The following is an 18104-nucleotide window of genomic DNA, read 5'->3' as shown; positions in this document are numbered from 1 at the left end:
CCTGCTATTTCCTTTTTCCCCTTGATCTGGACTTGCTTTTGGCTTCTGCCGTTGCAATCCGGCTGGCGAGGGAGGAGGACTCTGCACCACTTGCATCTCCGACGCCGAGTTCCTGTTCTTCCAGCTTGTGAATTTCATCGCGCAGCCGGGCAGCTTCCTCGAACTCGAGATCGGCAGCGGCCTCGTGCATGCGTTTTCTCAGATCGTCGATCAGGCTGCGCAGGTTGTGTCCGACCATATTGGAAGCAGCGCTGTCCGTGGATACGGTGACGTGGTCCTTTTCGTAGACGCTTTCCAGAACATCGCTGATCTGTTTGCGGACTGTTTCGGGGGTGATGCCGTGTTCGTCGTTGTAGGCCTGCTGCTTTTCCCGGCGCCGGTTTGTTTCATCCAGAGCCTGTGTGAGGGATGGCGTCATCTTGTCTGCATAGAGAATAACCCGGCCATCAACATTTCGGGCCGCGCGACCGATTGTCTGAATCAGCGCGGTGGTGGAACGGAGGAAGCCTTCCTTGTCCGCATCAAGAATGCAGACAAGGCCGCATTCCGGAATATCCAGACCTTCCCGGAGCAGGTTGATTCCCACGAGGATGTCGAACACTCCCTTGCGCAGGTCCCGGATGATCTCGATGCGTTCCAGTGTGTCGACATCGGAGTGGATGTAGCGCACCTTCAGATTGGCATCGTTGAGGTATTCGGTCAGATCCTCCGCCATCCGCTTGGTCAGGGTTGTGACAAGGACACGATGCTTGCGGGTTACGGCTTCCTTGCACTCCTTGATCAGGTCGTCGACCTGGGTTTCTGTCGGACGGATTTCGCAAACGGGATCCAGCAGTCCCGTCGGACGGATAATCTGCTCTGCGAAAACGCCACCGGTCTGCTCCATTTCCCATTTGCCGGGTGTTGCAGAGACAAAAACGGTCTGCGGACGCATGGCGTTCCATTCCTGGAACTTCAGGGGGCGGTTGTCGACACAGGACGGGAGGCGGAAGCCGTGCTCTGACAGGGTTGTCTTGCGGGCAAAGTCACCGTTGAACATGCCGTTCAGCTGTCCCACGGTTACGTGGCTTTCATCCACAAAAACCAGCGCGTTGTCCGGAAGGTATTCAAAGAGCGTGGGTGGTGGTTCACCCGGTGCACGCCCGGTCAGAAAGCGGGAGTAGTTCTCGATCCCCGCACAGTGGCCGGTGGCCTCGATCATTTCCAGATCAAACATGGTTCTCTGTTCAAGGCGCTGGGCTTCAAGCAGCTTGTTCTCCCCGTTGAAGCGCTCCAGCGTTTCCTTCAGTTCGATCTTGATCTCCTTGGCGGCCTGCATCAGGGTCGGGCGCGGTGTCACATAGTGGCTGTTCGCATAGACCTTGATGCCTTCCAGATCCCGGATTTTGGAGCCTGTCAGAGGGTCGAATTCCATAATGCCTTCGATCTCGTCGCCAAAGGTGGAAATGCGCCAGGCCCGGTCCTCATAGTGAGACGGGAAGATTTCGACAGTGTCGCCGCGCACGCGGAAGGTGCCCCGTTCAAAGGCGACATCGTTGCGGGTGTATTGCAACTCGACCAGGGATTTGAGCAGGTCGCGCATCTCGACAAGCTGTCCGGGTTGCAGCGTAAAGGTCATCTGCGCGTAGGTTTCCGGGGAGCCGATACCATAGATGCACGAGACCGAGGCAACGATGATGACATCTTCGCGCTCGAACAGGGCGCGCGTTGCAGCGTGGCGCATACGGTCGATCTGTTCGTTGATCGAACTGTCCTTTTCGATATAGGTGTCCGTTTTGGGAACGTAGGCTTCCGGCTGGTAGTAGTCGTAGTAGGATACGAAATACTCGACAGCATTGTCAGGAAAGAAGGCTTTCATCTCGGCATAGAGCTGGGCTGCCAGAGTCTTGTTGTGGGCGAGGATGAGGGCCGGACGCTGAAGGGTCTCAATAACATGCGCCATGGTAAAGGTCTTGCCGGAGCCGGTCACACCCAGCAGAACCTGATCGCGCTCCTCGCCGCGAATGCCCGCCGTAAGCTCGTTGATGGCCTGGGGCTGATCGCCTGAGGGCTGGAAATCCGAAGCAATGCGGAAGGGTTGTGAATCCTCCCGAAAGAAGCTGTCTTCCATTCTCTCAACAAGTGGGGAGTTTTGTTCGGATGTCATGCTCATGGCTGCGGCTATCCCTGGGGGCTTGTTTGTTTGGCTCAGTCGGTAATCAGAAACCGCGAGTCCGGCGAGATTTTCAGGCGTTTGCGTAGATCATCATGAAGACAGCTTGCAATGCTTGCGCCGATGCCTGTGAACAGCGGGGCTGCTTCATCCCCGGAGAGTTGCTTTCCTTCCTTCTCCGGGAAGAAATCCTGAAGCGTGACAACATTGTCTGCAAGAGTGCTTTCCAGAGAGATCATATGATCAGTCACCTTGTCCATCAAGGTTTGACAGAGCTTGCGAAAGCGTTCATCGGGATTGTCTTCAACAGCCGGACCAATCAGGGACTTGAGATTGGGTTCGTTCTTTTCCAGAGGTTCGAACGAGCTGACCTGCTGATAGAGCGGGCTTTTTCCTTTGGTTTCGACGATGACGAGGTGAGGGCGGCGCTTCTCGTCCATGCACCACAGCAGATGGGAGACAGCCAGCAGGCGCTCCTTCGTCGGGTTGCACAAAAAGATGTGGCTCGGCGGGATGGAATCCCGGAAAGGGCGGTCCAGATAGCTTTCCAGCGTGAGAAAGAGCGGGAGAGTATCGTTTGTCCATCTGGCCAGTTCAACCAGATGCGGGTAGCTGTCATTTGCCTTCAGGGCTTCGCCTCCCTTGCTGATCAGGTGATCCTGCAAGGCGTCATGGGCGGGCTGGAACTGGTTTTCCAGACAGTGCACAACAGTGTGGGAAAAGGTTCTAGGAGCGGGTTCCTTTTGAAACAGCGATTGTTCAAACCTGCTGAAACTGTCCCAGACCGGTGAAGGGATGAAGACAGAAAGAGGAATGTTGCTGGCTCTTGAGGCTTCGCGGTGGGCCATGAGCTCTTCGAAGTTTGTGACAGTCGCTCCTGCTCTGGCTTCCTCCGGCAAAACAGTTTGCCAGTAGTTTGTTCCGTTGCTTTTGCCGGTTGGTTTGAGGGGGATCTTGTGCTTCAGCGCGATCGAATTGAGCTGTAGCAGGATTTCCAGACGTCTGAATTCCGAATGGTAGGTCTGAAAGCCAGGCATGGCATTAAAGCCGAGGCTGATGTCGGCAATGTTGAGTGCTGCAGCCAGTTCCCGCCAGCGAACCGGGTGATGCAGATCCTCGACAGTGTTGGATTTGCGGGGCGCTGTCTTTTGGGGAGCGACTTTCCGTTTGCCAAGAAAAGGCAGGTTGAAGGCTTTTTTTGCAGGCGCCCTTGTTTCTGTTGCTGCCGGGGATGCAATGGCTTTGGGAGCCAGAAAGATGTCCCGTTCTGTTTCCAGGGCAACAAGCATGCTTTCACGGGGGCAGCCTTTCAGTGCTCTGGAATTGTAGGACACCTCGTGCTCGATATCGTTTCCGCGTAAAATCGAAAGGTCAGGTGTTTTCCATGCAGAAAGATGGTCTGGTGAAAGCATTTTAAAAGATCGTTTCCTGTCGGTCATTCCCTGGAAACAGTCATAGCGTTTTAGTGGTGGGCGAATCAACCGCAGGATTGTCAATTCATGCGATCACTGTCTGGCCGGTCCGGACGGGGAAGGGTGGCTGTCCCCGTTCGGGAATGGCTCATTTGCGACCTCCTGACGGCTTCACTGAACAAGTTATAAAATAAAGACATTTGGTCGCAATTTAGAATTATTCAAAAAAACTTGACTTTGTTTGTTTGATCCCTTTATCTCCAGTTCGAAGCGCTTTGGAGAGAGCGTTTTGAAGGACGAATTTCCCCTGATCGGGGCTGACTATTTTATTAGGGACGACCACAATGCTGACTATCGGTGATAAGCTGCCAGAGTTCAACCTGACTGGCGTTGTTTCCAACGAAATGAGCGATGCTTTTGTCGACATTTCCGACAAGTCTTACGACGGCAAGTGGAAGGTTATCTTCTTCTGGCCAAAAGACTTCACATTCATCTGCCCGACAGAAATCGTTGCGTTCGGTAACCTGAACGACGAATTCCAGGAGCGCAACACACAGGTTCTCGGTTTCTCTACAGACAGCGACTTTGTTCACCTGGCGTGGCGTCGTGATCACCAGGATCTGAACGATCTGCCTTTCCCGATGGTTTCCGATATCAAGCGCGAGCTGTCTGAAGCACTGGGTATTCTGGATCAGGGCGCGGGCGTTGCCCTGCGTGCAACTTTCATCGTTGATCCGAACAATGTGATCCAGCACGTTTCTGTCAATGGCCTGAACGTTGGTCGTAACCCGATGGAAATCATCCGTATCCTGGATGCGCTGCAAACTGAGGAACTCTGCCCTTGTAACTGGAACAAGGGTGAGGAAGTTCTGAAGGTTGCCTGAGGCCTGAACGAACTGTTCATTCGTACAGAGGGCGGGCACCGGCTGGTGCCCGCCTTTTTGCTTTCCGGTTCCACGATTTTCCCTGTTGCGCAGGGGAGAGGACTGCTCTAACGTGCGATAAAGATATGTCAGAAACCATGCACCCTTTTTGGGTGCTTTTCTCTGTACAGATCGCAACAGCAGAAAAAACTGCTTTTGATCCTGTTTCAAATAGAAGGAGTTCCGGTTATGCCGCAAATCGCGGATCGCCTTTCACGCATCAAGCCATCCCCAACCATCGCCGTGACCAACAAGGCGCGCGAGCTGAAAGCTGCAGGCCATGATGTTATCGGTCTTGGCGCTGGCGAGCCAGATTTTGACACGCCGGAAAACATCCGTAATGCCGCCATTGCTGCGATCAATGCCGGTGACACGCGCTATACGGCTGTGGATGGTACTCCGGCCCTGAAACAGGCGATCTGTGCGAAGTTCAAGCGTGACAACAATCTGGACTACGAACCGGCAAACATTACGGTTGGTACCGGTGGCAAGCAGGTTCTCTACAATGCCTTTATGGCGACACTGAACCCGGGTGACGAGGTGATCATTCCCGCGCCGTTCTGGGTGTCCTATCCTGATATGGTTCTGCTGGCAGAAGGCGAGCCTGTTGTCGTACCCTGTACACAGAGCAACAATTTCAAACTTCAGCCGGAAGACCTGGAAGAAGCCATCACGGAAAAGACACGCTGGGTTCTGCTGAACTCTCCGTCAAACCCGACCGGTGCAGCCTACAGCTTTGCGGAAATGAAGGCGCTGACCGATGTTCTTAAGCGTCACGAGCATGTCATGATCATGACCGATGACATGTACGAGAAGCTTGTTTACGACGGCTTTGAATACTGCACCCCTGCACAGGTGGAGCCGGAGCTGAAAGAGCGCACACTGACGGTAAATGGTGTGTCCAAGGCCTATTGCATGACAGGCTGGCGTATTGGCTACGCGGCGGGTCCGGTTGATCTGATCAAGGCAATGGGCAAGATCCAGTCCCAGAGTACCTCCAACCCGAGTTCTGTATCCCAGGCGGCTGCTGTCGAGGCCCTGAACGGTGACCAGTCCTTCATCGACAAGCACAATGAAGTCTTCAAGGCGCGTCGTGACATGGTCGTGGAGATGCTCAACGACTGTCCGGGACTGAACTGTGCGACACCGGAAGGCGCGTTCTATGTCTATCCGTCCTGCGAAGGCGTGATTGGCAAGGCAACACCGGATGGAAAGCAAATTACATCTGATAGCGATTTTGTGACCTACCTGTTGGAAAGTGAAGGCGTTGCGGCCGTTCAGGGTGAGGCTTTCGGCCTTTCTCCCTATTTCCGTATCTCCTATGCGACCTCGACAGAGTTGCTGCGCGATGCCTGTACACGGATCAAGAAAGCGTGTGAAGCCCTGAAATAGAGCGGCTTTGGCAAGAAAATCGCAAGGATTTCAAAGGTGCAGTTCTTCGGGGCTGCACCTTTTTTCGTTGATCTCTCTTATCCGTGATTTGCTTCATGTGTTGGTGGGGCGTAACACTCTTTCTTAAGAAAAACACGCCATGATGCGTCTATCTGAAGGCTTTGGGGCTGCGGGTAATGCGTTGGGGCCGACTGATGAGACAGGCGGAGCAAAGAGGTAAGGATGCTTTTCAAATTCAAGCGCGGATGGGAAATCAGGGAAAGTGACGTGACGTCAGAGAGCGTCTACGTCAATCGTCGCAGTTTTATTCGCAAGGCAGCGCTGGGATCCCTCGCTGTTTCCGGCGGATTGCTTGCCGGTTGCGACGAAGGTGAAAACAAGGCCTCTGCTGCAAAGACGGAAAATACCTCCCAGCCCAGTCCTTCTGCCGGGCTTTATCCGGCGCAACGCAACGAGCGCTTTCAGCTTGATCGCGAACTGACATCCGAAGAACTGGCAACGACCTACAACAATTTTTACGAGTTTGGCTCCTCCAAGAACATCTGGCGCAAGGCACAGGATCTGCAGATCCGTCCCTGGAACATCGTGATTGATGGCCTTGTCGACGCCCCGCAGGAGCTTGATTTTGACGACCTCCTGAAGAAGGTTACTCTTGAGGAACGCCTTTATCGCCATCGCTGTGTCGAGGCCTGGTCCATGGCTGTTCCCTGGACAGGCTTCCCCATGCGTGATCTCGTTGCGCTGGCCCAGCCGCAATCCGGTGCAAAATATATCCGTATGGAGACCTTTAACCTGCCGGATGTTGCCTCCGGTCAGAAGGCTTTCTGGTATCCCTGGCCCTATGTTGAGGGGCTGACAATCGAAGAGGCCACCAACGAACTGGCTTTCATTGCAACAGGGATTTACGGCAGGGAAATGCCCAAGCAGAACGGTGCGCCGCTGCGTCTGGTGACACCCTGGAAATACGGCTTCAAATCCATCAAGTCGATTGTGAAGTTCACTTTCACGGATCAGCGCCCCATTTCCTTCTGGGAGGAAATCCAGGGCAGTGAGTATGGTTTCTGGGCCAACGTCAATCCTGAGGTCTCCCACCCGCGCTGGAGTCAGGCGACCGAACAGCCTCTTGGTCAGACCGGTCGTATCCCGACCCAGCTCTACAATGGTTACGGGGAGTACGTTGCTGATCTTTACAGCAACATAAAGGGCGAGCGTCTCTTCGTCTGAGGTCCGTTCTGTTTTTCAGGCGCTCACGAGAAGAGTGTGACCGCTTTAAAACATTGATCCGGAGCCTGATGACTGTGCTTGCTGTTTCAAAAACGGGGGCTGCCTCTCTGCTTGAGGGGCAGCCCTTTGTCTTGTTTTACCCTGTGATGCTGTCCAGCCAGTCTTCGAGCCTGTTTCGGAACAGCTGGGGCGTGTCGAGCATTGCGAAATGCCCGGCATCCGGCAGGATTTCGAAAGAGGAATGCGGAATAAGTTCGTGGAGCTTCTCTCCGTTGGCAAGTGGCAGCCACTGGTCCTGCTGCCCCCACATGATCAGTGTTGGTATGGTGATTTCGGGGTAGAGTCTTTCCAGTTCTGTTGTGAAGTCATAATCGTACTGCGCGACCTGACGGTAATAGGCGGCCTGCCCTTCTGTTCCGAGCCAGGGGGCGAGGAGGGCTTCTTGCATGTCCGGTTTCATCGGATGATTGACGGCTGTTTCAAGGTGTGCCCGGAGTGTGGCCTCGTGAATGTAGGGTGGAACGGCAGCAAAAACCTTTTCGTTTTCCCTGACGTGTCTGGAGAAGGGAGTTCCCCATGGAGACAGGGTGACGCCGTCGCAGACTGCAATTGCCTTTGGACTCAGTTTCTCGATCAGATGGGCGCCGAGAACGGTTCCGCCGCCGAAATCATGTCCGATGAGGATGTAATCTTCCAGCTGTCTGTGCTGAACGAATTCTGCCAGAATGCGGGCAAAGCTGCGCAGGCGGACATCCTGCCCGTCAAACATCGCGGACTGTCCGTATCCGGGAAGATCCAGAAGGTGAAATCTGAATTTGTGTTTCAGCGCGTGAACGAGTTCGCTCCAGATCACCGAGTTGACCGGAGTGCCGTGAACAAGAATGACATCGGGGCCGTCGCCAAAGCTGTCATGTGCAATATCTCCCTGAGAGGAGCGGAAGCGTTTTTCCAGTTTAATCTTCGTCATGTATTTATTCCTTTTGAAAGAGCTTTTGTATTATTTCTTTTGCTGTAAGCTTTTTGTCGAATGATCGTTCTTCAAACAAACATGACGGATTTTCATGCTTCCTTCGCTCCAGAATCTGCAGGCCTTTGTCGCTGCTGTTGAGACCGGGCAGCTGCGCCGGGCGGCCTGGAAACTGAACCTGACAGAGTCTGCAATCAGTCATCAGATCAGGAAGCTGGAGGCTTTTCTCGGTGCCAGATTGCTGCTTCGGGACCGGAGCGGGGTGAAGTTGACGCCGGAAGGAGAACTCTTTCTCGACCATGCCCGCTCTGCCTTGTGGGAGCTGGAGCAGGGCATGAAGAAGCTCAGCAGGTCGCAGAATGAAACGGTGACCATTACGGCCCCGCGCACCTTTGCCGCAATGTGGCTCGCTGCGCGTTTGCAGGGGTTTTATGCGCGGTATCCCGATGTGGAAATACGCATCATCACAACAGACCGGTTGTGTGATCTGGAGGTTGAGGACATTGACTTTGCTTTCCGGGTTGAGGAGCGGCAGGATGAGCAAAGGGAAGGCTTTCTGCTGTGTGATCAGCTTTTGACGCCCGTCTGTAACGGATCACTGGCAGAGGAAATCAGAGGACAGTCCCCGGCAGAGGTTTTGCGAAACTATCCCCTGCTGCTGAACGAGGTGCATTCCGATGAATGGGAACTCTGGTGCAGGGCACAGGGTGTGCCTTTGCCCGAAGGCAAGGCGTTCAGACGGCTGAAAGGCTATGATCTGGTCCAGACAGCCTGTCTTGAGGGGGCAGGCATTGCGATGGGGCGTGCGCCCCTGTGGGATGGTCCCCTGCAGGCAGGGTTGTTGCACAGGATCTGGTCGCAAAGAGCCTTGAGGGATGGGTCCTACTGGGTCCTGCAGTCGCGTGCCTTGCTGAAAAGCGAGGCAGCGAAGGCCTTTCACAGCTGGATCGGGGATCAGCGCCTGAGGCGGTTGTGAGCGATGCCTGTAGCCAGTATCCGGGTATGGCAAAGGCCCGCTCCGGTCAGGGAAACGGGCCTTTGCTGTGTGTGATCCGCCGGAACAGTCCTGTCAGATTGTGGCCAGAAGCTGATCGAGCGATTTTTTGGCATCCCCGTAGAGCATGCGGGTGTTTTCCTTGAAGAAAAGCGGGTTTTCGATGCCGGAATAGCCTGTGCCCTGACCGCGTTTGGAAACGATCACCTGCTTGGCTTTCCAGCACTCGAGGACCGGCATGCCGGCAATGGGGCTGTTCGGATCTTCCTGTGCTGCCGGATTGACGATGTCGTTTGAGCCGATGACGATGGCGATATCCGTTTCGGGGAAGTCGTCGTTGATTTCGTCCATTTCCAGCACGATATCATAGGGCACCTTGGCTTCAGCCAGCAGGACGTTCATGTGACCGGGCAGGCGTCCGGCAACAGGGTGGATGGCAAAGCGAACATTCTTGCCCTGTTCGCGCAGCCTCTTGGTCAGTTCGGACACAGATTGCTGGGCCTGTGCCACGGCCATGCCGTAACCCGGAATGATGACAATGTTGTCCGCATCCTGCAGGGCGGTGGCGACGGCCTCTGACTCAATGGCAATCTGTTCGCCTTCAATTTCCTGCTGGGGGCCAGTTGCGCCGCCAAAACCACCCAGGATCACAGAGATGAAATGACGGTTCATGGCCTTGCACATGATGTAGGACAGAATGGCACCGGATGATCCGACGAGGGCGCCGGTCACAATCAGCAGGTCATTGCCCAGTGTGAAGCCGATGGCTGCGGCAGCCCAGCCCGAATAGGAGTTGAGCATGGAGACAACAACAGGCATGTCAGCCCCGCCAATTCCCATGATCAGATGCCAGCCGATAAATCCGGCAATGGCTGCGACTGCAACAAGCGTCCAGATTTCAGCACCGTTGAAGTACAGCACGCCCAGAGCAACAGAGGCAATTGTGGCGAGGGCGTTCAGGGCGTGTCCGCCGGGAAGCTTTTTCGGCTTTCCGTCGATCCGGCCTGCCAGCTTGCCAAAGGCGACAATGGAGCCTGTGAAGGTAACAGCACCGATGAAGACGCCCAGAAAGACTTCAACTTTCAGGATGGCAACTTCAACGGCATCCTTGCTGCCCAGTTTCTTGGCAAAGCCCTTGAGGATTTCAAGATCGGGCAGGTCCAGGACAGTGACGGCCTGCAGTTCCAGCTCGGCATTGATGCCAATGAAAACCGCGGCCAGTCCCACAAAGCTGTGCAGGGCTGCGACCAGTTGCGGCATCTCGGTCATCTGGACCTTTCCGGCCACGCGAAGCCCGATGGCAGAACCAATCAGAACCACTGCGATCAGAACAGGGTAGTTGCCGCTGTCCGGCGAGAGGATTGTGGCAATCACGGCGATTGCCATTCCGACAATACCATACCAGACGGCGCGTTTGGCGCTTTCCTGATTGCTGAGGCCACCCAGGCTCAGAATGAAAAGAACGGACGCAGCGATATAGGCTGCTGAAAGAATTCCTGTACTCACTGTGCTGTCCTCTTCAGGATTTCTGGAACATGGCCAACATGCGGCGGGTGACCATGAAGCCCCCGACGATGTTGATGGTTGCAATCAGGATGGAGATCGAGGCCAGTGTGACGACGATCCAGTCTCCGGAGCCGACCTGAAGAAGAGCCCCCAGAATGACAATGCCGGAAATGGCATTGGTCACGGCCATCAGCGGGGTGTGGAGGGCGTGGGAAACATTCCAGATCACCTGAAAGCCGACAAAGCAGGACAGGGCAAAGACGATGAAATGCTGCATGAAGCTTGCCGGGGCAAAGGCGCCGACGAAGAGCATGAAGACACTGCCGATGGCAAGCATGCCGATTTGCTGAAGCGTCGCCTTTTTGAAGGCGGCTGCTTCCTGTGCCTTCCTTTCCTCGGGTGTCAGCTCCCTGACTTCTGTCTTGCTGTGTCTGGCAATGGCCTGGATTTTTGGCGGCGGGGGCGGGAAGGTGATTTCGCCCTTGAAGGTGGCTGTTGCGCCCCGGATTACATCATCCTCCATGTTGTGGTTGATCTGCCCGTCCTTTTCAGGGGTCAGATCAGAGACCATGTGGCGGATATTCGTGGCATAGAGGCTGGAGGACTGCGCTGCCATACGGCTGGGAAAATCCGTGTAGCCGATGATGGTTACACCATTGTCCGTGACGACCTTTTCATCCCGGACTGTGCCTTCCACATTGCCCCCGCGCTCTGCTGCCAGATCGACGATGACAGAGCCGGGTTTCATGGCTGCAACCATATCCGACAGCCAGAGCTTCGGGGCGTCGCGGTTGGGAATGAGCGCTGTGGTGATCACAATGTCGACTTCCGGGGCAAGCTCGCGAAATCTGGCAAGCTGCGCTTCCCTGAATTCGGGGGAAGAGACAGAGGCATAGCCTCCCGAGGAAGCGCCGTCCTGTTGTTCCTCCTCAAAATCCAGATAGACGAACTGTGCACCCATGGACTCAACCTGTTCGGCGACTTCCGGGCGAACATCAAAGGCAAGGGTTTCTGCACCCAGTGAGGTCGAGGTGCCGATGGCGGCCAGACCGGCAACGCCTGCACCGACGATCAGAACCCTGGCAGGGGGCACCTTTCCGGCTGCTGTGATCTGGCCGGTAAAAAAACGTCCGAAATTGTTGCTGGCCTCAATGACAGCCCGGTAACCGGCAATATTGGCCATGGAGCTGAGGGCGTCCATCTTCTGCGCGCGGGAAATGCGCGGAACCATTTCCATGGCGATGACGTTTGCACCTTTATTTCTTGCAGCCTCCATTCCCTCCTCGTTCCCGGCAGGATTGAAGAAGGAGATGAGTGTTTTGCCGCTGGAGAGATGATCCAGTTCTTCACGAACAGGCTGGCGGACCTTTGCGATAATATCGCTCTGCTGCCAGAGTTCTGCGGCGGTGTTCAGAATTTGAACACCTGCGTCTTCATAGCTTTTGTCTGAAAAACCGGCCGCCAGGCCCGCGCCGCTTTCCAGGACGCATTCATAACCCAGCTTTGCCAGCTGTCTGGCCGAATCAGGTGTCATGGCGACACGGGACTCACCGGCTATCGTTTCTTTGGGGGTTCCAATAATCATCTCTGCTTTTATCCATAGTCGATCGTTCGCTGGATAAAAGTGGTACGGTAGAAAAGACGATATGGGAAGTCTTAAAATGTGCCAAATATGGTCGCTTTTAGTCAAAAATAGTTTATTAGCTGCAGGAAATTACCTGTTTTTACATCTGTGCTTTTTTTGAATTACATATTTTAAATCAAAGAATTAGTTCAATTCATTTCACAGGAAAATGTCAGACGGTCGTAAGCCGGGTTTTGTCGCTTGCCCGAAGGCAACGGATGGCTATTCCTCCGGGATACCTGTCGTCAGACACCTCGCGCAACAGACCTGTTTGACAGTGTTTGCATGCTCTCAAAGTGTTTCCTGTTTCTTTTTGTATCGATGTAACGAATTGAAGCCAAAAATAAATGCTGTGTTTTTTGAACGCGCATTATCCTTGAGTTTGCTGATGTTGGAGGATGAGGCGTGTAGGGCTCCATACGCTGAGTTTGAAAATTGAAATTCAGGAAAATCAGTTGAACAAGAAGTGTCCGGAATGCAGTCATCTGCAGACGTAACCAGGCTTATTTATTTTGGCGCTTTTTTTAGTGCTTTGAGAATGCTTGTAGGGGGCGTGTCTGCTCTGTACCTGATTTCAAAAGGCGTTAGCCTGCAGGAAATCGGCATTCTGAAGTCCTTTCAGGCAGGTGTTATTTTTGTTTTTGATGCACCATTGGCATATATTGCTGATCGTTACAGCAGAACGATGTCAATTAAACTGGCGGTTCTGTTTTCTGCTGCCTGGCTCTTGGTGACAGCTGTTTCCAGTGATTTTGAGCACTTTCTGCTGGCCGAGCTTTTGAATGCTTTGTCTCTGGCTTTATTCAATGGCGCATTTTTGTCTTACCTTTTGTCGAATACAGGGAAGGAAGAGAAAAAGCCTATACTTTCAAGATATACGAAAATTCAGCATGTTCTGATGGCATTGTTTGCATTGTTGGGGCCGATGACAATTGAAACTGTCTCGTCATCTTTCCTCTGGTATTACGCTTCAGTGGCAATGTTTTTCTGGTTTTTCATGTCATTTGTCCTGATTGAAAAAGAAAAATCGAAAGAGCGTTCTGTGGCAGAGGAGGTGGCAATCACTGTCAGGGAGGATTTAAAAAAGGCTGTATCCGCAGTCGTGAATATGAAAGTTCTCATGGTTTTTGTCGTTAGCTTTGGGGTTTTTTATCAAGTGCTTATACAGTTTTGGCAGCCTGTTTTAAAAAATGCAGGAGGCATTTCTGATCATGCGTATTTGTGGGGTGTTATTTTCTTTCTTGTTTTGTCTGTTCAATCCTTGTCCGGATATCTTTCAGAAAAACGAACTCGCATGATTTTACCGTCGATTTGGGTTTTCACGTTTGCGTTGATTGCCATCTGGCTTTTTGCAGAAAGCAAGGAATTGTTCTTCACAGCATTGATTTTAATAATTTTTTTGTTTTCAGGCTTTTCTCAATTTATATTAATTCTGTTTTTCATGAGTCAATTGATGACAGGCTCAGGAGTACGATGGAGTCTGTCAAGTCAACGATAACCAGTCTGTTTGTTATTGCTCTTGTTCCGGTTGCCGGGAGCTGGATTGATGAAATGTTGGCCTATCTGTAAGAAAAATGGCTCTGTTTGGTCTTGGGGAAGAGAGGTAAACAGGAAAATGTCAGACGGTCGTAAGCCGGGTTTTGTCGCTTGCCCGAAGGCAACGGATGGCTATTCATCTGGGATGCCTGTCGCCAGACACCTCGCGCAACTGACCCGGTTGACAGTGCGGATATTCACCTGACCCGAAGGTCTGCCAACCCTATTTAGTCTTGCTTCCGGTGGGGTTTACCATGCCGCCGCTGTTGCCAGCAGCGCGGTGCGCTCTTACCGCACCCTTTCACCCTGACCTTCAGGCTTGATCCGCAGCAGGCGGGCGTGAAGGCGGTTTGCTTTCTGTGGCACTTTCCCTGAGGTCACCCTCGCCGGACGTTATCCGGCACCGTATATCCGTGAAGCCCGGACTTTCCTCCCCTCCCGATTCAGCGAAACACTGTCGGAAGCAGCAGCCATCGGACCGTCTGACATCCCAGACTTATGGCTTTTGATCAGAGGGGTCAAATGTTTTGTCGCAGGCTATTCTTCGTGTTGTGCCCGGCTTTCGGCAAAGCAGCGTCGAACAGCCCAGAGTGTATCCAGCGTTTGCCTGTCCGTTTGCCCGGTGAGGCTATGGGGCTGGAAGTGTCGCTGAAAGGCGGTGATGACGGCGCTGTTGCCATCAGAAACGAGGTCCTGCTCCGGTTGCAGGCTGTAGCCGATTTCTCCGAAGGCCTGTCTGATGTCGCCGTCTGTTGCGACCAGGGGGGCACCGGTGCGGTGCTGTTCCGAAGGCCAGAGGCCGATGCCTGCAGAGGCCAGTCGTGCCCAGTCGAACAGTTCGCCCGGGTCCTGCTTGCGCTTTGGAGCGACATCGGAATGGCCCAGAACCCGGTGGGGCGGGATCGGATGCCGGGACAGAATGCTGCGACAGAGAACCTCGACAGCCTGCATCTGTATTGTTGTGAAGGGGCGGTATCCCCATTCGTGACCGGGATTGACAATTTCCACGCCGATGGAGCAGCTGTTGATATCGTTTTGCCCGTCCCAGGCGGCAACGCCGGCATGCCAGGCCCGTCTGTCATCAGGCACCAGCTGCAGGATCTGGCCGTCTTCGCAGACCAGATAGTGAGCAGAGACCTGGGCGTCCGGATCACAGAGACGTTCAAGTGCTTCTTCGGCTGACTGCATCCCGGTGTAATGCAGGATCAGCATGTCGATAAGGCAGTCCTCCGGACGCGGACCGTGATTGGGAGAAGCAAGGTGTGGCAGCATTGCGCTCAATCCAGAAAGTCGGAGACGTGTTCGGCAAGGGCGAGGCAGGATGTCAGGCCGGGAGATTCAATGCCAAACAGCTGAACCAGCCCTTTGAAGCCGTGTTCTGTTTCGGCCTGAATCACAAAGTCGGCACTGTCCTGGCCTTCCGGCGGTTTGATCTTTGGTCTGATCCCCACGTAATCAGGATCCAGTCTGTCCGCTGTGACACCGGGCCAGTATCTGGAAACAGACTCAACGAAATGGAGCTTTCTGTCTTCGCTGACCTTCAGGTGTTCATGGGGATTGCAGCCTTCCGGCAGCCACTCCACATCCGGTCCAAAGCGGATCTGGCCCCCCATATCGAGAGTGGCGTGAACTCCAAGGCCTCCTTTTTCCGGAACCGGATAGATCAGGTGGCTGAAGGGAGCCTTTCCGGAGAGCTTGAAGTAATTGCCCTTGGCAAGCAGTGGTGCCGGAACAAGGGTCGACGGATACCAGTCCAGCTTTTCCGCCAGCGGGATAGCACCCAGTCCGGCCGCATTGATAACCCGCATGGCTTTGATCCTGGCAGGATGAGAGCCGCCAACGTTTATCTGAAAGCCTGATCCTTCCGGGGTGAGAGAAAGCACCGGAGCATCCAGAGCGAGCATGCCGCCCCGGTCTTCCACTTGTCCCAGCAGGGATGTCATGAGGGCAGGGGCATCGACAATGCCTGTGGCCGGGCTGAAGAGGGCTTCCCTTATTTTGAGTTCAGGCTCCTGTTCGCGTATTGCATCACGGGTGAGCCATTCGAGTGGAACGGTCCCGTTTGCAGCGGCCTTGTCCCTGATGGCGGAGAGTGTGGCGGCTTCCTCGTCACTGGTGGCGACAATCCACTTTCCGCAAGCATTGAAAGGAACAGCTGCGGTCTTGCAATAGTCATAGAGGAGGTTGAGTCCGCGAACGCAGAGTTTGGCCTTCAGGCTGTTCGCCGGATAGTAGATGCCGGCATGGAGAACGCCGCTGTTCCTGCCGGATACGCCGTCACCGATGGCATGACCTGATTCCAGCAGGATGACATCCTGGCCTTTTTGTGCCTGTCGGGCAGCAACTGCCAGCCCGATGATGCCTGCGCCAATGACAACGGTGTCTGTTTCAAATATCTCTGTCATGCCGGGAGTTTGAGCGAGCCGGTCTGAAAGATCAAGCTCTAGCCTTTCTGAAGCGCTTCCTGTTTTTCTTCCAGTTCAAGCCAGCGTTCCTCGGCTTCTTCCAGTGCCGTCTGGGTGTCTTCAAGCAACCTGGTAAGACGGGCGAAACGATCCGGGTCCTTGGTGAAAAGATCAGCCTGTCCCAGCTCGTCCTGACAGCTGTCGAGTTTCCCTGTCAGCTCTTCCATCAGGGCCGGAAGACCGTCCAGTTCGCGCTGTTCCTTGTAGCTCAGTTTGCTGGCCTGTTTGGATTTTCGGGCCGGGATTGCCGGTTCACTTGCCCTGATCTTTGCCTTTTCAGTTTTGCGAACCTCTTCCTCCTCTTGCCGGGAGAGGGCTTTCTGGGCAAGGTAATCGCTGTATCCGCCAGCGTATTCAACGACCTCTCCATCACCTTCAACGGCATAGATTGCCGTGGCGAGGCGATCCAGAAAATCACGGTCGTGGCTGACGATCATCAGTGTGCCTTCGTAATCATCCAGCATTTCGACCAGCAGATCGAGTGTGTCCATGTCCAGATCGTTGGTTGGTTCGTCAAGGACCATGAAATTGCTGGGCTGGGCCAGCATGCGCGCCAGGAGCAGACGGTTTTTCTCCCCGCCCGAGAGGGCATGGACCGGTTGTCGGGCCTGACCCTCGTCAAAGAGAAAGTCCTTGAGGTAGGACACAACGTGTTTTTGCTGGCCGCGCACCATGATGGAATCGCCGCCTTCGGGGGCAAGTGTTTCCCAGAGGGTGTCATCCAGCTTCAGGTCTTCGCGCTTCTGGTCAAAGTAGTGAAGTGTCAGGTTGGTTCCCAGCTTGATTGATCCGCTGTCCGGTTCCTGACGCCCGATCAGGGTCTTGACCAGTGTTGACTTGCCCGCACCATTGGGGCCGACGATGCCGATACGGTCGCCCCGTTTGATCTTGGTGGAAAAATCGCGCAGGATCGTGCGCTGATTGCTATCCTTGTCGAGGTAGCTCTTGCTGATGTGCATGGCTTCAATGACCTTGTCGCCGCCGGTGTCCAGGGTTTCTGCCTGAAGCTTGGCCGTGCCGGGAGCGCGCATCCACTCGGCGCGTTTCTGGCGCAGGTCATGAAGGTTGCGCAGGCGGCCCATGTTGCGTTTGCGCCGGGCTGTGACGCCCCTCTGCAGCCAGTGTTCCTCGCGCTGGATTTGCTTGTTGAGGCGATAGAGTTCCTGTTCTTCCTTTTCACGCAATTCCTCGGACCAGCGATCAAAGTCCTCAAACCCTTTGTTGTTTTTGAAAATCTGTCCGCGGTCCAGCCAGAAGGTCTGGCGTGTCAGGTTGTTCAGGAAAGTACGGTCGTGGGAGATCACCATCAGGGCCCCCTTGAAGCGGCCCAGCTCTTCTTCCAGCCACTGAATGGTCGGAAGGTCAAGGTGGTTGGTCGGCTCATCCATCAACAGGACGTCGGGTTCGGAAATCAGGGCGCGCGCCAGTGCAGCCCGTCGTCCTTCACCACCGGAAAGCCCCGCCAGCAGGCGTTCACCGGGAAGGTTCATCGGGGCCAGAATGGCGTCAACCATGTAATCGGCATCCGCCATTTCCGGACGCAGGCCAGCCTTGACGTGATCAAAGACTGTGCCATCCTTTTCGAATACCGGGTCCTGCGGAAGATAGGCAACAGTGCAGCCGGGCTGGACAAAGCGTTCGCCTTCATCGATTTCCTGCCACCCGGCAATGACCTTGAGCAGTGTGGATTTTCCCGAACCGTTCCGGCCGACCAGGCAGGCCCGTTCCCCTCTGGCGAGGCCAAAGGACAGATCGTTGAAAAGGCTTTTGGTGCCAAAGCGAAGGCCTGCGGATTGCAGGGCGACCAGATGAGTTGGGGTCATGATCGAAAAACTCGTGAAACAGGAAAAGGCAGCAGGATGACCCTGACTGCCTTTCTTCTAGCACAGCTTTGCGTTTAGCCAAGCTT

The 18104-nt window shown here is 54.4% G+C and carries 13 protein-coding genes and 1 other RNA gene; 5 read left to right on the top strand and 9 right to left on the bottom strand.

Going from position 1 to position 18104, the window contains the following annotated elements; translation table 11 throughout:
* Positions 1-4: 4 nt before the first annotated feature.
* Both uvrB and AAAH10_RS07885 read right to left on the bottom strand, forming a co-directional pair.
* Positions 5-2110, bottom strand: a complete 2106-nt coding sequence (uvrB, locus tag AAAH10_RS07890) for an excinuclease ABC subunit UvrB (RefSeq protein ID WP_343562488.1) — start codon at positions 2108-2110, stop codon at positions 5-7.
* A gap of 77 nt (positions 2111-2187) precedes the next feature.
* Positions 2188-3564 (bottom strand): hypothetical protein, encoded by a 1377-nt coding sequence (locus tag AAAH10_RS07885; RefSeq protein ID WP_343562284.1) that lies wholly within the window; start codon positions 3562-3564, stop codon positions 2188-2190.
* Positions 3565-3908: 344 nt separating this feature from the next.
* On the opposite strand from AAAH10_RS07885, the gene AAAH10_RS07880 reads away from it, so the two are divergent.
* The 3 genes from AAAH10_RS07880 to msrP all read left to right on the top strand — a co-directional run bounded on the left by AAAH10_RS07880 (position 3909) and on the right by msrP (position 7103).
* Positions 3909-4448: a peroxiredoxin gene (locus AAAH10_RS07880; RefSeq protein WP_343562282.1), complete on the top strand. Its 540-nt coding sequence runs from the start codon at positions 3909-3911 to the stop codon at positions 4446-4448.
* 228 nt (positions 4449-4676) lie between these two features.
* Positions 4677-5879: an aspartate transaminase gene (locus AAAH10_RS07875; protein WP_343562280.1), complete on the top strand. Its 1203-nt coding sequence runs from the start codon at positions 4677-4679 to the stop codon at positions 5877-5879.
* Between the two features lie 222 nt (positions 5880-6101).
* Complete coding sequence (gene msrP, locus AAAH10_RS07870; protein ID WP_343562279.1) at positions 6102-7103, top strand: protein-methionine-sulfoxide reductase catalytic subunit MsrP; 1002 nt, start codon at positions 6102-6104, stop codon at positions 7101-7103.
* A gap of 136 nt (positions 7104-7239) precedes the next feature.
* Here the strand turns inward: msrP and AAAH10_RS07865 are convergent, their stop codons facing one another.
* Positions 7240-8070, bottom strand: a complete 831-nt coding sequence (locus tag AAAH10_RS07865; RefSeq protein WP_343562278.1) for an alpha/beta fold hydrolase — start codon at positions 8068-8070, stop codon at positions 7240-7242.
* Positions 8071-8164: 94 nt separating this feature from the next.
* Here AAAH10_RS07865 and AAAH10_RS07860 point away from each other — a divergent pair, with 94 nt between their 5' ends.
* Entirely contained in the window at positions 8165-9046 is an 882-nt protein-coding gene (locus AAAH10_RS07860; protein ID WP_343562276.1) for a LysR substrate-binding domain-containing protein, read from the top strand.
* 93 nt (positions 9047-9139) lie between these two features.
* Here the strand turns inward: AAAH10_RS07860 and AAAH10_RS07855 are convergent, their stop codons facing one another.
* Complete coding sequence (locus AAAH10_RS07855; RefSeq protein WP_343562274.1) at positions 9140-10570, bottom strand: NAD(P)(+) transhydrogenase (Re/Si-specific) subunit beta; 1431 nt, start codon at positions 10568-10570, stop codon at positions 9140-9142.
* A 13-nt stretch (positions 10571-10583) separates the two neighbouring features.
* Positions 10584-12155 (bottom strand): Re/Si-specific NAD(P)(+) transhydrogenase subunit alpha, encoded by a 1572-nt coding sequence (locus AAAH10_RS07850; protein WP_343562272.1) that lies wholly within the window; start codon positions 12153-12155, stop codon positions 10584-10586.
* Positions 12156-12669: 514 nt separating this feature from the next.
* Between AAAH10_RS07850 and AAAH10_RS07845 the strand changes: the two genes are divergently transcribed.
* Positions 12670-13692, top strand: coding sequence for an MFS transporter (locus tag AAAH10_RS07845; RefSeq protein WP_343562270.1), 1023 nt, complete (start codon positions 12670-12672; stop codon positions 13690-13692).
* Positions 13693-13808: 116 nt separating this feature from the next.
* On the opposite strand, the gene rnpB is transcribed toward AAAH10_RS07845, so the two are convergent.
* From rnpB to AAAH10_RS07825, 4 genes are all read right to left on the bottom strand, one after another.
* An RNA gene (gene rnpB / locus AAAH10_RS07840) (RNase P RNA component class A) lies at positions 13809-14216 on the bottom strand.
* A gap of 51 nt (positions 14217-14267) precedes the next feature.
* A complete protein-coding gene (locus tag AAAH10_RS07835; RefSeq protein WP_343562268.1) occupies positions 14268-15002 on the bottom strand; it encodes an N-acetylmuramoyl-L-alanine amidase in 735 nt (244 codons plus the stop codon).
* Positions 15003-15007: 5 nt separating this feature from the next.
* Positions 15008-16135, bottom strand: a complete 1128-nt coding sequence (locus AAAH10_RS07830; protein WP_343562266.1) for an NAD(P)/FAD-dependent oxidoreductase — start codon at positions 16133-16135, stop codon at positions 15008-15010.
* 38 nt (positions 16136-16173) lie between these two features.
* Positions 16174-18018: an ATP-binding cassette domain-containing protein gene (locus tag AAAH10_RS07825; RefSeq protein ID WP_343562264.1), complete on the bottom strand. Its 1845-nt coding sequence runs from the start codon at positions 18016-18018 to the stop codon at positions 16174-16176.
* Positions 18019-18104: the final 86 nt, after the last annotated feature.

The organism is Carbonatibacter coralli (assembly GCF_039592655.1).
In the GTDB taxonomy this organism is placed as follows: domain Bacteria; phylum Pseudomonadota; class Alphaproteobacteria; order Kiloniellales; family Kiloniellaceae; genus Carbonatibacter; species Carbonatibacter coralli.
The sequence above is the reverse complement of the archived record's forward strand: the minus strand, read 5'-3'. Positions and strand labels throughout refer to the sequence as shown.

Coding starts and splice junctions, on each gene's coding strand:
- msrP (WP_343562279.1), top strand. CDS start 6,102: ATGCTTTTCAAATTCAAGCGCGGATGGGAAATCAGGGAAAGTGACGTG.
- AAAH10_RS07850 (WP_343562272.1), bottom strand. CDS start 12,155: ATGATTATTGGAACCCCCAAAGAAACGATAGCCGGTGAGTCCCGTGTC.
- AAAH10_RS07845 (WP_343562270.1), top strand. CDS start 12,670: ATGCAGTCATCTGCAGACGTAACCAGGCTTATTTATTTTGGCGCTTTT.
- AAAH10_RS07825 (WP_343562264.1), bottom strand. CDS start 18,018: ATGACCCCAACTCATCTGGTCGCCCTGCAATCCGCAGGCCTTCGCTTT.
- AAAH10_RS07835 (WP_343562268.1), bottom strand. CDS start 15,002: ATGCTGCCACACCTTGCTTCTCCCAATCACGGTCCGCGTCCGGAGGAC.
- AAAH10_RS07860 (WP_343562276.1), top strand. CDS start 8,165: ATGCTTCCTTCGCTCCAGAATCTGCAGGCCTTTGTCGCTGCTGTTGAG.
- AAAH10_RS07880 (WP_343562282.1), top strand. CDS start 3,909: ATGCTGACTATCGGTGATAAGCTGCCAGAGTTCAACCTGACTGGCGTT.
- AAAH10_RS07865 (WP_343562278.1), bottom strand. CDS start 8,070: ATGACGAAGATTAAACTGGAAAAACGCTTCCGCTCCTCTCAGGGAGAT.
- AAAH10_RS07885 (WP_343562284.1), bottom strand. CDS start 3,564: ATGCTTTCACCAGACCATCTTTCTGCATGGAAAACACCTGACCTTTCG.
- AAAH10_RS07875 (WP_343562280.1), top strand. CDS start 4,677: ATGCCGCAAATCGCGGATCGCCTTTCACGCATCAAGCCATCCCCAACC.
- uvrB (WP_343562488.1), bottom strand. CDS start 2,110: ATGGAAGACAGCTTCTTTCGGGAGGATTCACAACCCTTCCGCATTGCT.
- AAAH10_RS07830 (WP_343562266.1), bottom strand. CDS start 16,135: ATGACAGAGATATTTGAAACAGACACCGTTGTCATTGGCGCAGGCATC.